This window comes from Chryseobacterium sp. SIMBA_028 (assembly GCF_046535285.1).
Lineage (GTDB): Bacteria > Bacteroidota > Bacteroidia > Flavobacteriales > Weeksellaceae > Chryseobacterium.
Genome location: NZ_JAWRWZ010000342.1, coordinates 1 through 267, shown reverse-complemented (window position 1 = coordinate 267; position 267 = coordinate 1). Strand labels below are relative to the sequence as shown.

1 protein-coding gene is annotated in these 267 nt (G+C 67.8%); it reads right to left on the bottom strand.

Annotated features, from left to right (window positions below):
* Positions 1-267 (bottom strand): hypothetical protein (locus SCA31_RS23710; RefSeq protein ID WP_410699461.1); only part of this gene is annotated, 267 nt, incomplete at both ends.

The window sequence follows — 267 nt, the reverse complement described above, 5'->3', positions numbered from 1 at the left end:
AACCGCATCGATCTCGGCAAGCTCGGCGGCCAGAAGCTCGTCGGGATCGTCTGCCTCCTCCTCGACGGGGCGCAGGCTCTTGATCTCCGGCTCCGTCCCCTCGTCCAGCCCGGCTCCGGCAAGCGCGTTCAATCCTGCGGCGCTCAGCGCCCAGGTGGGGTCCGCAGTCCAGATCCGCCGCCTTGCGCGAAGAACCGCATGCGCGATCGTCAGTTCGTGGCTCGGCGTGCGGCTGTCCATATGGGCGTCGTGCAGAACGAGATCCTC